Origin of the sequence: Pseudomonas sp. CC6-YY-74 (assembly GCF_002025205.1) — a bacterium.
Taxonomy (GTDB): domain Bacteria; phylum Pseudomonadota; class Gammaproteobacteria; order Pseudomonadales; family Pseudomonadaceae; genus Aquipseudomonas; species Aquipseudomonas paeninsulae.
The window spans coordinates 408,629-424,418 of record NZ_CP019947.1; the positions used below are offsets into that span (position 1 = coordinate 408,629).

Below are 15,790 nucleotides of genomic sequence, written 5' to 3' on the forward strand. Positions count from 1 at the left end.
GTTTACCTGGAAGAATCCATGAAGAAACATCTTCTGCTCTTCGCCAAAGGCATTGCCATGGGCGCGGCCGATGTGGTGCCTGGCGTTTCCGGCGGTACCGTCGCCTTTATCAGCGGGATCTACGATGAACTGCTGCGTTCGATAGCCGGTGTGCCCGCTGCGCTGAGCTTGCTCTTGCGCGGTCGTGTCCTGGCCGCCTGGCAGGCCGCCAATGCAACTTTCCTGCTGGTTCTGTTGGCCGGCATTCTGACCAGTGTGCTCAGCCTGGCGCGGGTAATCACCTTCCTGCTGGCCGAGCACCCGATCCCGGTGTGGTCGTTCTTTTTCGGCTTGATTCTGGTGTCTTCGCATCTGGTCGCACGAGAGATCCAGCGCTGGAACTGGAGTCGTTTCGTCAGTTTCACTGTAGGTGCGGCCTTTGCCTACTGGATCACCGTGGCTGCGCCGATGCAGTGGGGTACTGACTCGCTGAGTATTTTCTTCGCAGGCTCGATTGCCATCTGCGCAATGATCCTGCCGGGTATTTCCGGTAGTTTCATCTTGCTGCTGCTGGGTCTGTATCCTTTTATTCTCGGCGCGGTAAAAGGTCTGGATGTCAACGTCCTGGCGCTCTTTGCCAGCGGTTGCCTGGTGGGCGTCGTCAGCTTTGCCGGGTTGCTGCGTTGGCTGTTGCTGCGTTGGCGCGACCTGACCCTGGCGTTATTGACGGGGTTGATGCTGGGCTCGCTGAACAAGCTCTGGCCGTGGAAGGAAACCCTTACCTGGCACGCCGACAGCCATGGGCAGCAGGTGCCGCTGCTCCAGGCCAACCTCTTGCCGGGACGTTTCGCCGAAGTCAGCGGGCAGGATCCACAGCTACTCTTGGCTATTCTTTTGGCTTTGGGCGGGGTACTGCTAGTGCTCGGCTTGGAGTGGTTGGCCGCGCGCCATCAGCAAAGCACTGGCTGCGCCGAATAATTACGGCACAATACCCACCAATCAACCAACGCCACTAGTCATAAAGGGAGATACGGGTGAGTTTCACTGCCATTCAATCGCGAATATGCAGCAGCAGCGCTCGGAGCCTGTTGGGTGGCCTGGTTATTGGTGTGCTCCTGGCTGGCTGTGCCAGCCCGTCGGGTGGTGTGCAAGTTGTCGATCGCAATCACCGCGGTGCGGCGACGCAGCAGCGCCAACCTGTGACCAGCGGTCAATATCTGGTGCGACGTGGCGATACCCTGTATTCAATTGCCTTTCGTTTCGGCTGGGACTGGAAAGCCTTGGCTGCGCGCAATGGTATTGCCTCGCCTTATCTGATTCGGGTTGGCCAGGTCATTCGCTTCGACGGTCGCCAGCCGACGCGGCGGGCTGTAGTTGCCGCCGCGCCTGCAGTGACCCGGCCGGCACCGATTGGCCGCCCGGTTGCGCCGCTTAAGTCCCCGACTGTGCGGACTCAGGCGCAGTCGCCAGTGCCTATCAAGACAACCCAGGCGACCACTCCGGTGCAATCTGTCGCGCGCTCAGCATCAGGCTGGGCCTGGCCTGCCAGCGGCGTTGTAATTGGACGATTCTCCTCAAACGGCAGTTTGAATAAAGGCATTGATATCGCCGGTGATTTGGGACAGCCTGTTTTAGCTGCGTCTGATGGGTCAGTTGTATACGCCGGGAGTGGTTTGCGGGGCTACGGCGAGTTGGTGATCATCAAACATAGCGATACCTACGTAAGTGCCTACGGACACAACCGCAGGCTGCTGGTTCAGGAGGGACAGCAGGTCAAAGTTGGGCAAACGATTGCCGAAATGGGTTCCACAGGAGCCGACCGGGTGAAGCTTCATTTTGAAATTCGCCGTCAGGGAAAGCCTGTAGACCCGATGCAATACTTGCCGCACCCTTGATCGGCCGCTCGTCTGCTCCATCACGTGGGAGGACGAGCTCAGGTGTTGCCAGGGAATCAGGTGCCACCAGAGCTTGCTGTCGAACTCAGCAAGGAACAACAATAATGGCACTCACTCCAAAAGAAGCGCCGGAGTTTGACGTCGATGATCAAGTGCTCTTGATGGAGACTGGCGTCGTCTTGGACGATGTGTCGAGCGATGAGGCGGAAAAGCCGCAGGCTCGCACTAAAGCCAAACAATCAAGTAGCAAGCAGCACAAGTACATCGACTACACGCGCGCGCTAGACGCCACTCAGTTGTATCTCAACGAAATCGGTTTTTCTCCCCTGCTTAGCCCTGAAGAGGAAGTGTTCTTTGCGCGATTGGCGCAGAAGGGCGATCCTGCTGGGCGCAAGCGCATGATCGAAAGCAACCTGCGGCTGGTGGTGAAAATTGCCCGCCGCTACGTCAATCGTGGTTTGTCGCTGCTCGATTTGATCGAGGAAGGTAATCTCGGGCTGATCCGGGCGGTCGAGAAATTTGACCCGGAGCGGGGTTTTCGTTTCTCAACGTATGCGACCTGGTGGATCCGCCAGACCATCGAACGGGCGATCATGAATCAGACCCGTACCATTCGATTGCCGATCCACGTGGTCAAAGAGCTCAACGTCTATCTGCGTGCGGCGCGCGAGTTGACCCAGAAACTCGACCATGAGCCTTCGGCCGAAGAGATTGCCAACCTGCTGGAAAAACCGGTGAGTGACGTCAAGCGCATGCTCGGCCTGAATGAGCGGGTTTCTTCGGTGGATGTTTCCCTCGGCGCGGATTCTGACAAGACCCTGCTCGATACCCTGACTGATGACCGTCCAACCGATCCATGCGAGTTGCTGCAAGACGACGACTTGTCGCAAAGCATTGATCTATGGCTGTCCGAGTTGACCGACAAGCAGCGTGAGGTAGTGGTGCGGCGTTTCGGCTTGCGCGGCCACGAAAGCTGTACCCTGGAAGAAGTCGGTCAGGAGATCGGCTTGACTCGCGAGCGTGTGCGGCAGATTCAAGTCGAGGCGCTCAAGCGCTTGCGCGAGATTCTGGAAAAGAACGGTCTGTCGAGTGACGCCTTGTTTCAGTAGTTCTTGCCTGCTCTACAAAACCCGGCTTAGGCCGGGTTTTTTGTGGGCGTCGTGTAAGCCATTGCTTACGCGACGTGTAAGTGATTAAGGGAAAGAATGGCAGGAAAGTCGCTGTTTGAATATTTTGTTTTAGTTCAAGTTACTGATTTATATGATTATTTAATTATACTTTATGGCTCGTTGCATTTTTTCAGGTATTTGGCGGGCTTGTGGCAAAGCAGGGAAACGTTAGTATTACACCTGTGCCTAGGGACTGGCACAGGTCGCAACGGACAGCGGTCAGGACAATCGCAGGACGCGATTTCATCAGGATGATGAGCAGGGAATACAGGGAGTAGGGACAAAAGAGTGGGCGGGTAATACCGCCCCTTTTTTTGCCTGCAAGAAAGCAAAAGACCCGCGCAAGGCGGGTCTTTCAGTGGGCGCTGAGTAAGGTTTAGCGTTCCAGGTGTTGCAGTTTGTCTTTTACGCCATCCCACTCTTCAGCATCAGGTAAGCCTTCTTTCTTTTCGGTGATGTTCGGCCAGACTTCGGCCAGATCGGCATTGAGTTGGGTATATTCCTGCTGGTCTTCCGGTACTTCGTCTTCGGAGAAGATCGCTTGGGCCGGGCACTCCGGCTCGCAGAGTGCGCAGTCAATGCACTCGTCCGGGTGGATCACCAGGAAGTTAGGGCCTTCGTAGAAGCAGTCCACCGGACAGACTTCCACGCAGTCGGTGTACTTGCACTTGATGCAGTTGTCGGTGACGACGAAGGTCATTTCTAATTCTCTCCTCAGGCTACGGCTCGGGGACTGTTTTGCATAAACAGCCCCTCGGTTCGGGAAACTATGGCTGCGACACCGGGCTAGTAGGCCGCAGCATCCCAAAGCGCGCGCGATTCTAACAGCTTGCGCGCGCGGGCGTTAGACTCGCGCTTTCCATGTATATAACAGTTCCAGCGCTTTGCGCGGAGTCAGATCATCCAGGTTGATCTTGAATAATTCCTCCAGCACCGGGTGCGGCAGGCTGGCAAACATATCGCTTTGCAGTGGAGTCGCCTGCTGGCCGGGCTCGTTGCGTGGCAAATCATGGGGCAGGCTGGTGGTTTCCAGGCGCGCCAGATGTTCGCGGGCACGCAAGATCACTTCGCCGGGAACACCGGCCAGTTGCGCTACCGCTAAACCATAGCTCTGGCTGGCCGGGCCGGGCAGTACATGGTGCAAAAAGACGATGCGCTCATTGTGCTCGGTGGCGTTGAGATGCACGTTGGCAACCAGCGGCTCGCTCTCCGGCAGTACCGTGAGTTCGAAGTAGTGGGTGGCGAACAGCGTGTAGGCACGCAGCGTGGCCAGCTGTTCGGCGGCGGCCCAGGCCAGCGACAGGCCGTCGAAGGTACTGGTGCCACGGCCAACTTCGTCCATCAGCACCAGGCTGCGTTCTGTGGCGTTGTGCAGAATATTCGCGGTCTCGCTCATCTCGACCATAAAGGTCGAACGGCCGCCCGCCAGGTCATCGCTTGATCCGATACGGGTGAAGATGCGATCGACCAGCGACAGCTCGCAACTGGCCGCGGGGACGAAGCTGCCGATATGCGCGAGCAGCACGATCAGCGCGGTCTGGCGCATATAGGTGGATTTACCACCCATGTTCGGCCCGGTGATGATCAGCATGCGCGTGTCATCGTCGAGGCTCAGGTCGTTGGCCACGAAGGGGGTGGTCAGTACCTGCTCGACCACTGGATGACGGCCTTGCTCGATACGCATGCAGGGCTCGTCGACGAAGCGTGGACGATTGAGGTCGAGGTTCAGGGCGCGTTCGCCCAGGTTGCTCAGCACGTCCAGTTCGGCCAGGGCCGCGGCGCTGTCCTGCAGCGGACCGAGGTGGCCGATCAGGCGTTCCAGCAGTTGTTCATAGAGGATCTTTTCGCGGGCTAGGGCGCGGCTCTTGGCCGACAGCGCCTTGTCCTCGAATTCCTTTAGCTCTGGGGTGATGAAGCGCTCGGCACCTTTCAGGGTCTGGCGGCGGATATAGTCGGCCGGCGCCGACTCGGCCTGCTTGCTTGGCAGTTCGATAAAGTAGCCATGCACGCGGTTGTAGCCGACCTTGAGATTGGCCAGGCCGGTGCGGGCCTTCTCCCGCACCTCCAGATCCATCAGGTACTGACCGGCGTTTTCGCTAAGCGATTGCAGTTCGTCCAGCTCGACGTCGTAGCCGGTCTTGAGCACGCCGCCATCGCGGATTACCGCGGGCGGGTTGTCAATAATGGCGCGGGCCAGCAGCTCGGCCAGCTCCGGGTAGGTGCTGACTATGCCGGCCAAGTCAGCCAGGTGCGGCGAGTCGAGGTCAGTCATGGCCTGTTGCAACTCGGGCAGGGCGGCCAGGGCATCGCGCAGGCGCGCCAGGTCCCGTGGTCGGGCGTTGCGCAAGCCAATACGCGCAAGGATCCGTTCCAGATCGCCAATTTCCTTGAGCTGCGGTTGCAGGGTCTCGAAGCGATAACGCTCCAGCAGGCAGGCAATCGACTCCTGGCGCGCTTCCAATATTGTGCGGTCGCGCAGCGGGCGGTTCAGCCAGCGGCTGAGCAGGCGGCTGCCCATGGCGGTCTGGCAACGGTCGACCACCGATTGCAGGGTGTTCTCGCGCCCGCCGGCGAGGTTGACGTCCAGCTCCAGGTTGCGCCGGCTGGCGCCGTCGAGAATCACCGTGTCGTCGAGGCGCTCATGGCGCAGGCTGCGCAGGTGCGGCAGGGCGGTGCGCTGGGTTTCCTTGGCGTACGCCAGTAGGCAGCCGGCGGCGCCTATGGCCAGGCTCAGGTTCTCGCAGCCGAAGCCTTTCAGGTCCTGGGTGGTGAACTGTTGGCAGAGGCTTTTGTGCGCACTGTCGCGCTCGAAATCCCAGGGCGCGCGGCGACGCACGCCGGGGCGTTTCTCCGCGGGCAAGCCTTGCGGCCAGTCATCGGGGATCAGCAACTCGACCGGATTGAGGCGTTCCAGTTCGGCCAGCAGATTCTCCCAGCCTTTGATCTCCAGCACGCTGAAGCGGCCGCTGGTAATGTCCAGCACAGCCAGGCCGAACAGCCGCTCGTCACCGAGTACGGCGGCTAGTAAGTTGTCGCGTCGCTCGTCGAGCAGCGCCTCGTCACTGACCGTGCCGGGGGTGATGATGCGCACCACCTGGCGGTCCACGGGACCCTTGCTGGTGGCCGGGTCGCCGACCTGTTCGCAGATCACCACCGACTCGCCGAGCTTGACCAGCTTGCCCAGGTAGCCTTCGGCGGCGTGGTAGGGGATTCCGCACATGGGAATCGCCTGGCCGGCGGATTGGCCGCGGGCGGTCAGGGTGATATCCAGCAGCTTGGCGGCCTTTTTCGCGTCTTCGTAGAAAATCTCGTAGAAGTCGCCCATGCGGTAAAACATCAGCTGGTCCGGGTGCTGGTTTTTCAGTCTCCAGTACTGCTGCATCATGGGCGTGTGAGAAGATAAATCTTGAATAGCCTTATTCATCAGGTAGTTAGCGCGCTTTCTAAATTTATGTGGGGCAGGATTGGGGCAATCTGCGCGGTGTTCTGCATGCCGAACCAGATGTGCTCAAGCTCGTTTGGCGATTCGTCGTCCATCCATTTGGCATATACCTGAACCAACATGGTGAAGTCCTTGTGACCCATCTGCTTGGAAATGAAGGCAAGATTACCACGGGCTGTTAGGCACCAGCAGGCATAGGTGTGGCGGGTTTGGTAAGGCCGGCGCGGGCGGGTTTTAGCTCGGCGCTGAATGTTGCCCCACTTGGTGTTCCAAGCCGTTGGCACAAACCAGGCATTGACCTTGGTTTTTCTGGCCTGGGTTGTCGGCGATAGTAGTGGGGTGACGGTGTCCTGGCGGGTCTCGTGACGGTTCAGGTAGACCGTTACCGTTAGGGCTGCGGCTTCCGCTTGCAGGGCGAGCAGGGTGATCACCGCCTCGCGCGCCGGCGGAAACAGGAACACGATGCGCGCTCGCCCGGTTTTGGGTGGTTTGAACTGGCCGCTGCTGGTTACTGCCCGGCGCACGTGGATTATGTTTGCGTCCAGATCTACATCTTCTTTGGCCAGCCCACACAACTCGCCAGGTCGCAGCCCGGTATAGACCGCCAGGGTGATCGAGGCGCTGTCTGCTGGGTGTAGGCAACCGTCGGCGATCAGCTTGGCGAACTCGGCCTGGGTCAATGGGTCTGGTTCGCGGGCACTCATCTGAAAGCGTACGCATGCCGCCGCCAAACCTGTGCGGCAGTAACCGTTGCTCTCGCACCAGCCCAGGAAGCCCGACAGGGTCGCCAGGTAGTGGTTGGCTGTTGATGTGGCGCGATCTTCGATCAGATCCACGCGCAGCTGCTGAACATCCTCGGGCAACAGTGTGCTGCCCAGCCTGTTTTTGCCTAGCAGCTCAATGCAGATATCGAGCGCGGAACCATAGCGGCTCTCGGTCTCGGCTGTGATGTCCACGGCTTTGAGCGGCTTGTAACGAGCGAGCAGGGCATGCAGGCGCTCATCGCGTGGGGTGCTGTAGTTGCTGGCGTGCTTGGAGCCTGGGAAGTGCTGGGCATAGTCGAACTTGCCCATCTTGATGTCATGAAGAACCGCCGCCCGGAGTTGGGCGGCGTGACGAATGTTGGCTTTGGTAACCGGCAGGCCCAGCGTTTCGCGACAGCGCCTGCGCTTCCACATGAAGGCGATGCGCAGGCTGTTGCCGTGGATCTCAATACCCTGGTGCTTGGCCAGTTCGGCTTCTAGGCCGCTTCCTGCGGTGCGCTCTCGACCCACTTGTCGATCTCCTCGATATTGATAAATACGCGAGAGTCGCGCGCTTTGCGCCAAATGCGGCCCTGTGCCCAGGTGCCGTTCTTCACCTTGTGGCGGATGGCGTCCTCGCTATAGCCGGTCAGCTCGGAAGCGCGCTTTATGAGAACCCAGCGAGGGAGGCTCATGCTGCACCTCGCTGGACATGGTGGCTATGTGCCGTCAAGCTCGCAGGGTTGAAACTGCCAAGGAGGCGCGCATGCTGCCCAATGAAGTCACTGTTAATTTCAAGTTTCGGCCAAAGCTCTGGCTGGTTTCGCCTTTTGCAGCATTCTTGGTCATTGTTCTTTACCTCTTGCCTTGGGGGGCTGCTAGTGCTCCTGCTTGGGTTCAGGCTCTCGGAGCTGTCGCAGGTGTTTTCGTCGCCGTGTTTGTTGCTAGTGGCCAGCAACGACGTCAAGAGCAGTCTGAAAGGCGTAAGGAAAGAGTTGTAATCAAGGCCATTGCCGAAATCGCGAGAAGAGGGTCTATGTGGGTTGAGCAAATCCACATGCTTGCTAGTCATGGTGAAGCAAAGGCGCAGTCCACCCGCTTTCTTCAGGCAATAGATGCGGTGGAGCGGGAGTGGCAACTTCTCCAGGCCGTTCGACTTACTGATTTGCCTGATGAGTCCTTGGTAAATGACTTTTCGCTTCTGGAACATAACCTTCGCAGTTGCGTTGACTCTGCTCGCAGATATCTCGCGGGGGCTCAAGGTGAGGAACTGCGTAGCATTGGCATCAAAGTTACGTTCAATAAAAACATCGTTAGGGACATTGCTGAACGGCTTGCGACTGAGACGCCATGAGGTTGTGGATGTCGCTATAGGTGGTCCATACCCCACGACAAGCTGCGCGTGCGGGCGGTTAGTTGAGCGGAGCGGTTCACTCTGATCTGGCGCCCGGCGCACGCATGTCGTGGGGTATACGCGACCTGTGGTGGCGCGGAGCAGGGGCGGGAGAATGCCTGCTGCTGTGCAGCAGAGACTCTTTATAGCGCCACCGCTCGGGATCTGATGGCGGCTGCGCAATGTGGCGCGCGGCTGGTTGGCATGTACCAGGCCGCCGCCGTGCTGGCGCCCGGCTTTGAGTGCGGTGGTTGCGGTGGCTTGGGTCATGCTGCGTACCTCCGGCGATGTGTCGTGGCCAGCAGCGTGATGAGCCGGTCGTGGTAGCGCTGGCGGGCGTCTTCGGGTGTCCAGCGGGTGATGTGTTGCGGCAATGGGTCGTAGCCGTTGAGGCATTCCCAGGTGCCGGCTTGCTCGGGCATAAGGTCGCGGCGTTCGGTGGCCAGGGCGACCATGTCGGCGGTGTGGATGCTTGCCGGTAGCACGGGGTCGATGTCGAAGCGTTCGGCGACGGCCAGCCACACGCGCTGCTCGATCTGGTGGTAGATCGAGGCGAGGTGGCTCAGGTGTTCGGCCATTGGGTCGTTGCCGGGGCTGATGGTGTACTCCGCTGCCGCCTGGCTCATGCGGTGGCGATCGATGCCGAGCGATTCGCAGGTCAGTAGCCAGGCATCGGTTGTGCTCGCCGCGGTTTCCTTCAGCAGCTGCTTGAGCGGTTGCACCATATCGCCCACATAGGCCTCTGCCGCGTCGTGCAGCAGGGCGGGCAGTTGATCCTCATCCGGCACGATGCTGGCGACCAGCAGGCTGTGCTGGGCGACCGAATAGTGGTGCCTGCAGTGGCCGTTGAAGCGGCAGATGTGGGCCAGGCTATGGGCGATGTCGGTGGTGGTGACTAGATCCGCGCGCGGGCGCAGCAGGCTCATGGGTTTGGCGCTGTTGGTGAGTATCCAGCTCATGCCGCGATCTCCTGTTTCAGCTGTTCGGCCAGGGCTGCGTTGCGGGCGTTGTTCCGCAGCAGCCAGCAAGCCTCGGCGCCGAATTGGGCGCGCACTTGGCGCTCCAGTTCGGCGAGTTCGGTTTCGATTTGTGCGAGGCGGACCAGCGTGCGGGTGTGATCGTGCTGCAGCTTGCCGGCGGCATCGGGCGATAGGCGCAGCAGTGGGTAGTGGCGCCTGGTCATGCTGCTGCCCCCATGGCTTGGCCGTAGTCGCGCTGGCGCTGCTGTTGAGCGGCCAGGGTCAGTACATCGCGGGTGTGCTCGAAGCCTTCGGGTGGAGAGATGACGCTAAAGCGAAGTTCGCCGTATTCGAGTTCGCCGTGGTAAGTGGCCTCTTTATCCAGCCACTCGATCAGATCCGTGTCGCTGATGCCGTGCTCAGCGGGGGAGAGAAGCAGTGGCACCTCGTCCAGCGCTTCCTTCACGCGGTCGGCTATGTCGTGGATGCGGGTTTGAGCCAACTCGGCCTGGTTGGTTTTATTGCTGCCTGACTTGGTGAATTGCTCCGCGACAATGCCGAGTTGTTTGGCCGCCAACTTGAGCATCAACCAGTCGTCGTGGGTCAGGCGGTTGGCGACTTCGCGGTTGAGGTCTTCCCGGAGCTGCTTGGTGACGTTGTCGTGGTCGCACTGTTCCTCGCGCAGGCACTGGCGCAGCTTGCTCAAGGCAGCCTCGCGGGCATCTAGTTTGCGGTTGGTCTCGATCAAGTCAGCGGTGCGCTTGGCCAGGCTGTTGCTGGTGGCGCTGTTGATTTTCTCCAGTTTGTGGATGAGGCGGTCAGCTGCTCGGCGGCCGGTGCGCAGGCCGGTGCAGTAGGTGATGCCGATCAGCATGGCAACGCATGCAGCGATGGCGAACAGGGCGTAGAGCTGTGGGGTGGTGAGTGCCATGGTGTGCTCCTGGGTGGTGGCGCTGGTGGTGGCAGCGGTTGTTGGTCAGTCGTTTGGTTCGGTGGCATCGCCCTGCAGCCGGGCCATTTCCTCGTCCGCCTTGTAGGCGCGGATGTCGATCAGTGCGGCAACGTGGCGGATGTGCGCGAACTTGGGCGCTTTGCGGCTGCTGTCCAGGGTGGTGATGGGCAGTTGAATGCGGCCGCTGTTGATCTCGGCCACAAACGACTGCTCGTTGAGGTTGCGGAAGTACTGCACGCGCAGCCTTTCCAGGGGGACAAGCACATCGCCGAAGGTGCGGTAGAGCAGCTCGATGGTGGCCGCCTCTGGTGCCTGCAGCAGGCGCAGCGGGGTTTGGTTTGCGCTAGTCATTGGCTGGCTTGGCCTCCTGCTTGGGTGCGTATGCCGGGTGGCCCCATGTGTTGAGGCAGTGGCGTTTGGTTAGCGCACGCAGGTGCTCGGGCACTTCCTGCAGGGCGGCGTTGCGCTCTGCGAGGGTGCCTTTCGCGATGATCTGCCGGGCGTAGTGGCGCGGCCTGGGTTCAAGCTGCTTGCTGCTCATGCCACCTCCCGTGGGTCAGGCGTGGCGGGCGGAGCAGGGCGCTCGATGCTGAGTTGCTCCGCCAGCCAGCGAATGCCGGCCGGTGTTACGCGAGTTGAGTAGCTGTACTGCAGGCCCAAATCATCGTGATACCAGCGACCTTCGTACTTCTGCAGGTAAAGCCTGTCACGCACCGGGAAAACCGGCAGGTTGCTGCTATCCAACAAGCCTTTGGCGCGCATGCGCGCAATCAACTTGGTGCGTGTCAGGCCCAGGTGAGGTGCTGCCTCTTTGAGTGTGTAAGCCATGGGTGCACCTCAGGCCGCAGCCGCGAGGCTGTCGCGGTAGCCGGTGAGGAAGCGGCGCAGGTTATCGGCCAGCATGGCGTAGGCGCGGCGTGTGTCTGCAGGCAGGGTCAGCATGCACGCCGCACCATGTAGCTCGATTTGCGCGGTGTAGCCGCCGAACCGGTTACGGCGGATCAGCAGGCATGGCTCCAGCTCATCGGCAGGCAGGTAGTAGGTGCCGCGGCCTTTGCGTAGCGCCTGGCGCAGGGTGCGCTCCAGGTCGGTGACAAGCAGGTACTCGTCCACGTCCGGCACGTTGGTAGGGGCGTGGCCGTTGACGATCTGCTCGATAAAGCGCGCGACGCGCTTGCCGTTGTCGGTGCGGTACTTGTCCAGAGATACGCTGTTGGCTGTGTTGCCGATGCGCACACGTACGTCGATGGCTTGCGCGCACTGCTCGATGCTGACCGTTGCCGCCACCGACACACGCTCAGCATTGCTCAGCGTATGAATGAAGGTGCCATTGAGGGCGACCTGGGCCTGCAGGCGGATAAAGCCCGGGGTGGTGAGGGTTAGTTGGCTCATGCGGCGTCACCTCCCCATGGGTTGCCAGGGGTCGGCTGCGGCGCAGTCTGGCGGGGTTGCAGCTTGGGCTTGCCGCCGGTGATCACGACCAGGCAGCCCGTGGTAGCTTGCAGCTGCTCGATCAGGCGGCGGTTACTGGCGCAGGTTGGGTGGACGTGCAGGGTGGCTGTGGTGGCCATGGTGTTGCCTCGCTCTGTGGTGGAGAGTGAGGCGATAGTTAACCCTATAGGTTATTATGTCAAATAAAAATAACCTATTGGGTTGTTTTAAATTGCAGGATCCCTGCGGCCAAAGCAGTGCTGAAATCCTCCTCCACAAAACTCTTCGGATTCTGCCAAGCACTTCAGTAGCGCTGACTGCCAGTGATTTGGACCAAAATCCCTGCGGGAAGTAATGTAGCTTTTTTTCAAAAACTCCTTCAGTGCTGGCGTACCCGCGGATGCAAAGATCTCAATGCTTGTCCTGAGTGTCCCTAGGTATGTGTTTATTGGAGCTTTGTAACGAACATTCAAGTCCAAAGTATCGAACTGGAACTTAAGCCGAGCGAACTCGTTCGGGTCTAATGTTGCTGTCCTCTCCAGTGAAAATGTCACGACGAGGCCGGTGCGCTGTACTACCGCCTCTGCTATAAGGAACGGTTCAACTGGTCGTTGGCCGAAGTAAACATGTGAGAATTGACCCTCTGGTTTATCTCCAGCTTTAGCCCGTTTTAAGTTGTTGCATGGCTGGCAGCATGGGATCAGATTTTTAGCGTAGATTGCATGTGCTTTAAACTTAGAGCGAGGTAAATGATGGTCAAGATCAGTGATCGCCCCAAAACCGCAATAGGGGCAAATTTCAGCAGTTAGCTTTAAACGATCACGATAGTCTTCAAGCCGTCCACCAATCTGAACTTGGTTGTACGCGTTATGAATTGCTTCTAACAATGCTGACTCAGAAACTGTACCCTTTAGTGTGTTGCAGGGGTTGCCTAAGTTAGCATCATAGGCTTGGTAAAGTTGTAAGATGCGCGCCTTTTCGATATCGGTTAAAGGGTATACAGGGTTGCCATTCACTAGGGTCAGCGCAGTTGCAAGGTCTGCAGATGATGTGTTGGAATTTGGAGTGTTTAGTCGCCACATTATCAAAAGCCTTCGAAAATGAGCTGGCTCATCACGTAGGCTCTAGCCTGCATGCTCAATCCGTAAGGCTGAAAAAAAGCTTCAATAATATCTAAGTCTTTATGTTCTTTTATTAGGCGGTCAAGAACAGCGTGGAAGTCTGTGGCTCTTGTGTTTAGTCCGAATGTCTCGCCAGTCAATGTGCCTATACTTTCGCCAAAGGTCTCTTTACTCGGTCTCTGTATTGCAGTGATGTTTCCTTCGCGACGTACGATGTATGTGTGTTTTACAATGGTTTCTTGAAGTACGATAGGGGAGTGTGTAGCTACAATTGCAAATGCTCTTTTGGTGGATAATATTATACGTATGGCGTGCATAAGTGAGGCAAGTAGTGGGGGGTGTAGATGTGTTTCGGGTTCGTCAATTAATATAAGGGAGGATTGTGTCGTGTGCGCTGCAAGGCTAGCGATTATCTGCATCACAATTTTATGCCCGGTGCTCCAGATAAGGAACAATTTTTCCGGGTCATTGTCAAGAAGAAAGCGTGTTGTCAGGTTATGCTGATATGAAGAGAACGACGCTTCACTTGCAAGGCATCTCAATGCTCTATCCAGAATGTGTGTTGCGCCACTTTCTTCTACAAGTAATAAAGTTTTTAGATATTCTTTCGCTAGCGATTCTACGGGTTTTAATAATGTGGTGGATACCTTGTCAGTCGTAGACAAGATAGCATTACTAGAGTGCTCATTTTCAATTTGTGCTTGTAGCTCAGCAGCAATATCTCTCAATCCGCAAAATACGAAACGCCCGCCACCATCTTGGATGTCCTTAACTATTTGAACTCTTTCATCAGCTTCACCTTCAACGCTTGGCTTCAATCCGGGTAGTCTAAAGCTGTCGAACGCACTGTAAGAAACAGTAATTATACGTGGGAAACCTATTCCTTCTGGAACGATCTTTCCTACGTCGTCGAACACACCATCCTGCCTGCTTTTTGTGGTTCCATGAGCTACTCGAGCTAGACGTGCTAATAGTGTGCTTTTGCCTGAGCCATTTTTACCTATTATAGAAATAATTCGACTGGGTATCGGGTGCGCAATACCGCCGACTTTCTGTACGAACTCTGGTAGTGAGTAGTCGAATTTTATCTCTTGTTCCCAGCCTGCCACATGAAATGAAAAATCTAAATTCGTATGCTGAAGGCCATCGAAGTTCTTGTTTAATAGTGATTTTGCTGTTAGCAGAAAATTATCATTTTCATTGAAGTATCTGAATAGGGATATGCTCCATCCTTCTTCGCTTCTGAATTCGTCACCTAGGCTCGGGTTGTAGGCGTAATCATTCAAGGACTCGGCGAGAGAGGTTTTTAAACTCTCATCTAAAGCGGATAGGCGCTGGTAGTAGTCTAGGGATTGTCCAACGGAAACAAAATCTTCTGATAGAAAGTTGAAGTCTTTAGTAAGCTGGAGCGGGTCTGAAGATTTTTGATTTTTTTTAAGTATCTTTACAGACCCTATAAGGTTGTGTGATCTTTTTTCAGGAGGTCCCAGATAAACTAGACTATATTGAGTCTCGTAGCTGTAATCATTCCACTCGTTTTGAATTAGGGCAAACTTGTATGTGCCTGCATAGTTGGGTTCGGTTCGTGGAGGGAGAACTTGGAAAAACATTTGGACTTATCCCTAAGCAATTTTATAGGTCAGTAATTTTCCAGCGGGCGCGACCACAAATACTCCACTCTTCGCTCATTCGTATAATCCGTTCAGGCCAATCAGGATTGAGCGCATATAGGTATTGCTCGCTCCCTTCTTGTTTCAGTTGTTTTAGCGTTGCAGCGCCATCGCTGGCTCGTTTCGCTGCGACAAAATGGCCCGGTAAAGCTTCGAGAGAAGGGTCGATTACGATTTTGTCGCCCTCAACAAACTTAGGCTCCATGCTCATTCCTTCAACGCGAAGAATGAAAGCACGAGGCCCCACTGGGCCAGGAGCATCGATCCATTCTTCTGCATCCCTCGGGTCGAATGTGCCCTGCGGTTCGCACCATGCACCAGCTGCAATCGAGCCGATCACAGGCAGCTTGCGGCCGGTGTGGCTTAGCGGTGTGGTGTTGCTGAGCTCACCAAGGCCGTAGGGCATATCTAGATAGCCACTATGCAGGTCGAGAGCTTTCTCTATCTCGCGAGCGATCTGATCACCAATGCCCTTGGTTGGGTTTTTGCCCCCGAAAGCACTCACCTGTGCAGGTGCTTTGCCAAGGATATCGGCGATATCAGTCAGGCGGAGCTTTTTCTCTGCCAAGACTCTGCGGAAATTTCGTAAGCGGGTATCTGAGATCTTCATGCGCCAATTCTGTCCGGATTAACCTTTCAGGTGAATGTCCAGTCAGGTATTGCCATAATTAACCTTAATGGTTAAATTGCTGGCTCGGAGGTGCACCCATGAAATTGCGCGACTACATCAACCGCTTGGATGCCGAGCAGCTTTCGGCCTATGCAGAGCGCTGCAGCATTGCAGTGAACTACCTGCGTTTACACGTCAAGTATGCAAGCAAGGATCCAAGCGTCTCTTTGATCAAAGCACTGGCTCGTGAAAGCGAAGGACACGTTTCGCTTGCAGAGGTGCTTGAGCATTTTGGCGTTACTGAGACTCGGCCAACCAGTAAAGCAGCATAGCTAGAAAAAAGGCGACCCAAGGGCCGCCCAGTTCCTCCGGCACACACACCACAGTGCTGCCGGGGGATGCAGTAGTCAGCGGAGCACACCACGT

Annotated in this window: 20 protein-coding genes and 1 pseudogene; 5 read left to right on the plus strand and 16 right to left on the minus strand. The window is 57.1% G+C overall.

Going from position 1 to position 15,790, the window contains the following annotated elements:
• Positions 1-18 precede the first annotated feature (18 nt).
• From B2D37_RS01860 to rpoS, 3 genes are all read left to right on the plus strand, one after another.
• Positions 19-957 (plus strand): DUF368 domain-containing protein, encoded by a 939-nt coding sequence (locus B2D37_RS01860; RefSeq protein ID WP_079201129.1) that lies wholly within the window; start codon positions 19-21, stop codon positions 955-957.
• Between the two features lie 56 nt (positions 958-1,013).
• Entirely contained in the window at positions 1,014-1,874 is an 861-nt protein-coding gene (locus B2D37_RS01865) for a peptidoglycan DD-metalloendopeptidase family protein (protein WP_079201130.1), read from the plus strand.
• A gap of 104 nt (positions 1,875-1,978) precedes the next feature.
• Positions 1,979-2,983, plus strand: coding sequence for an RNA polymerase sigma factor RpoS (gene rpoS / locus B2D37_RS01870; protein WP_079201131.1), 1,005 nt, complete (start codon positions 1,979-1,981; stop codon positions 2,981-2,983).
• 436 nt (positions 2,984-3,419) lie between these two features.
• Here rpoS and fdxA read toward each other — a convergent pair whose 3' ends face one another.
• From fdxA to B2D37_RS01890, 5 genes and pseudogenes are all read right to left on the minus strand, one after another.
• Positions 3,420-3,743, minus strand: coding sequence for a ferredoxin FdxA (fdxA, locus tag B2D37_RS01875; RefSeq protein WP_079201132.1), 324 nt, complete (start codon positions 3,741-3,743; stop codon positions 3,420-3,422).
• Positions 3,744-3,887: 144 nt separating this feature from the next.
• On the minus strand, positions 3,888-6,455 hold the full coding sequence (gene mutS, locus B2D37_RS01880; protein ID WP_177345258.1) for a DNA mismatch repair protein MutS: 2,568 nt from the start codon (positions 6,453-6,455) through the stop codon (positions 3,888-3,890).
• 11 nt (positions 6,456-6,466) lie between these two features.
• Positions 6,467-7,441, minus strand: coding sequence for a site-specific integrase (locus B2D37_RS01885; protein WP_256573184.1), 975 nt, complete (start codon positions 7,439-7,441; stop codon positions 6,467-6,469).
• A 135-nt stretch (positions 7,442-7,576) separates the two neighbouring features.
• Positions 7,577-7,663 (minus strand): annotated as a pseudogene (locus tag B2D37_RS23495) (Arm DNA-binding domain-containing protein); the annotation flags it as partial.
• A 62-nt stretch (positions 7,664-7,725) separates the two neighbouring features.
• Positions 7,726-7,923: an excisionase gene (locus tag B2D37_RS01890; protein WP_079201135.1), complete on the minus strand. Its 198-nt coding sequence runs from the start codon at positions 7,921-7,923 to the stop codon at positions 7,726-7,728.
• Between the two features lie 71 nt (positions 7,924-7,994).
• Between B2D37_RS01890 and B2D37_RS01895 the strand changes: the two genes are divergently transcribed.
• Positions 7,995-8,582, plus strand: coding sequence for a hypothetical protein (locus B2D37_RS01895; RefSeq protein ID WP_079201136.1), 588 nt, complete (start codon positions 7,995-7,997; stop codon positions 8,580-8,582).
• 305 nt (positions 8,583-8,887) lie between these two features.
• Here B2D37_RS01895 and B2D37_RS01900 read toward each other — a convergent pair whose 3' ends face one another.
• The 11 genes from B2D37_RS01900 to B2D37_RS01945 all read right to left on the minus strand — a co-directional run bounded on the left by B2D37_RS01900 (position 8,888) and on the right by B2D37_RS01945 (position 15,364).
• A complete protein-coding gene (locus B2D37_RS01900) occupies positions 8,888-9,580 on the minus strand; it encodes a hypothetical protein (protein ID WP_079201137.1) in 693 nt (230 codons plus the stop codon).
• Positions 9,577-9,804 (minus strand): hypothetical protein, encoded by a 228-nt coding sequence (locus tag B2D37_RS01905; RefSeq protein ID WP_079201138.1) that lies wholly within the window; start codon positions 9,802-9,804, stop codon positions 9,577-9,579. Before B2D37_RS01905 ends, B2D37_RS01900 begins: the two co-directional genes overlap by 4 nt.
• Positions 9,801-10,511, minus strand: coding sequence for a hypothetical protein (locus tag B2D37_RS01910; RefSeq protein WP_079201139.1), 711 nt, complete (start codon positions 10,509-10,511; stop codon positions 9,801-9,803). Before B2D37_RS01910 ends, B2D37_RS01905 begins: the two co-directional genes overlap by 4 nt.
• Before the next feature lie 45 nt (positions 10,512-10,556).
• Complete coding sequence (locus tag B2D37_RS01915) at positions 10,557-10,883, minus strand: pyocin activator PrtN family protein (RefSeq protein WP_079201140.1); 327 nt, start codon at positions 10,881-10,883, stop codon at positions 10,557-10,559.
• A complete protein-coding gene (locus B2D37_RS01920) occupies positions 10,876-11,073 on the minus strand; it encodes a hypothetical protein (protein WP_079201141.1) in 198 nt (65 codons plus the stop codon). Before B2D37_RS01920 ends, B2D37_RS01915 begins: the two co-directional genes overlap by 8 nt.
• Positions 11,070-11,360 (minus strand): phage antirepressor KilAC domain-containing protein, encoded by a 291-nt coding sequence (locus B2D37_RS01925; protein ID WP_079201142.1) that lies wholly within the window; start codon positions 11,358-11,360, stop codon positions 11,070-11,072. The genes B2D37_RS01920 and B2D37_RS01925 overlap by 4 nt, the downstream gene beginning before the upstream one ends.
• A 9-nt stretch (positions 11,361-11,369) precedes the next feature.
• A complete protein-coding gene (locus tag B2D37_RS01930; RefSeq protein ID WP_079201143.1) occupies positions 11,370-11,924 on the minus strand; it encodes a hypothetical protein in 555 nt (184 codons plus the stop codon).
• The gene (locus B2D37_RS01935) at positions 11,921-12,103 is read right to left on the minus strand and encodes a hypothetical protein (RefSeq protein ID WP_079201144.1); all 183 of its coding nucleotides are present in this window, start codon (positions 12,101-12,103) and stop codon (positions 11,921-11,923) included. The genes B2D37_RS01930 and B2D37_RS01935 overlap by 4 nt, the downstream gene beginning before the upstream one ends.
• An 87-nt stretch (positions 12,104-12,190) precedes the next feature.
• The gene (locus B2D37_RS22980; protein WP_154067027.1) at positions 12,191-13,045 is read right to left on the minus strand and encodes an HNH endonuclease signature motif containing protein; all 855 of its coding nucleotides are present in this window, start codon (positions 13,043-13,045) and stop codon (positions 12,191-12,193) included.
• Positions 13,046-13,047: 2 nt separating this feature from the next.
• Positions 13,048-14,694 (minus strand): AAA family ATPase, encoded by a 1,647-nt coding sequence (locus B2D37_RS01940; protein ID WP_079201145.1) that lies wholly within the window; start codon positions 14,692-14,694, stop codon positions 13,048-13,050.
• A 22-nt stretch (positions 14,695-14,716) separates the two neighbouring features.
• Positions 14,717-15,364 (minus strand): LexA family transcriptional regulator, encoded by a 648-nt coding sequence (locus tag B2D37_RS01945; RefSeq protein ID WP_079201146.1) that lies wholly within the window; start codon positions 15,362-15,364, stop codon positions 14,717-14,719.
• Between the two features lie 98 nt (positions 15,365-15,462).
• On the opposite strand from B2D37_RS01945, the gene B2D37_RS01950 reads away from it, so the two are divergent.
• The gene (locus B2D37_RS01950; protein WP_079201147.1) at positions 15,463-15,696 is read left to right on the plus strand and encodes a hypothetical protein; all 234 of its coding nucleotides are present in this window, start codon (positions 15,463-15,465) and stop codon (positions 15,694-15,696) included.
• Positions 15,697-15,790 lie beyond the last annotated feature (94 nt).